This is a genomic window from Hydrogenophilus thiooxidans (assembly GCF_019049855.1).
GTDB lineage: Bacteria > Pseudomonadota > Gammaproteobacteria > Burkholderiales > Rhodocyclaceae > Hydrogenophilus > Hydrogenophilus thiooxidans.
This window is the reverse complement of the sequence record NZ_JAHLSY010000064.1, coordinates 1-930: the sequence shown is the minus strand read 5'-3', so window position 1 is coordinate 930 and position 930 is coordinate 1. Positions and strand designations below refer to the sequence as shown.

Annotated in this window: 1 protein-coding gene; it reads left to right on the top strand. The window is 60.9% G+C overall.

The genetic code is table 11. The features are described 5' to 3' along the window. Positions 1-101 precede the first annotated feature (101 nt). On the top strand, positions 102-930 hold an 829-nt coding region (istA, locus tag KUL93_RS11270), incomplete at its 3' end, for an IS21 family transposase (RefSeq protein ID WP_217127129.1).

The following is a 930-nucleotide window of genomic DNA, read 5'->3' as shown; positions in this document are numbered from 1 at the left end:
TGTCAGCACCGATGGTAAATGTCCGCAAAACACCGGTTTGAGATGTCCTCCCGACAAAGCTGGTGCATCCTTGTGTTGTGTCAAGAAGCAAGGAAAGCGCCATGCTCAACCGAGAGGACTGGCTCATGATACGCGAAATGCGAGAAAAGGGGTGTTATCTCCGTGAGATTGCCGAAGAAGTGGGATGCTCGCAGCGAACCGTGCGTCGGGCGCTGCTGCGCGGTGGGCCGCCGCCGCGACGGCGAAGCGGGATTCGGTCCAGCAAACTCGACCCTTACAAGGCGCAAGTGGATCGGCTGCTTGCCGAAGGGGTCTGGAACGCCACGGTGATCTTTGCCGAGATCCAGGCGATGGGCTACCGCGGCGGGATCAGTATTCTGCGTGACTACATTCGACCCAAGCGAGCGTTGAGAAAGCCCAGGGGCACGGTGCGCTTTGAGACCGCGCCGGGGCGGCAATTGCAAAGCGACTGGGGGCAGATCGAGACCGAGGTGGGTGGGCGATTGCTGCGGGTTCATTTCGCGGTCAATACCTTGGGCTATTCGCGGCGCTTTCATGTCTGGGCGGCCCCGTGTGAGGATGCCGAACACACCTACGAGGGGCTGATTCGCGCTTTCGAACACTTTGGCGGCGTGCCGGGTGAAGTCTGGGTGGACAACCAGAAAGCAGCGGTGCTTGCCCACGGGCTCGATGGAGGCGTGCGGTTCAATCCGGGCTTTTTAGCGCTTGCCGCACACTATGGGTTTCGCCCCAAGGCCTGCCGACCGCACCGGCCGCAGACCAAAGGGAAAGACGAGCGGATGGTGCGCTACGTCAAAGAGAACTTCTTTCAGCGCCACCGGGCGTTTGAAAGCCTGGCGCATCTCAACCAGTTGCTCCAAAAGTGGCTTGCCGAGGTGGCCGACGAGCGGGTGCACGGTACCCACAAAG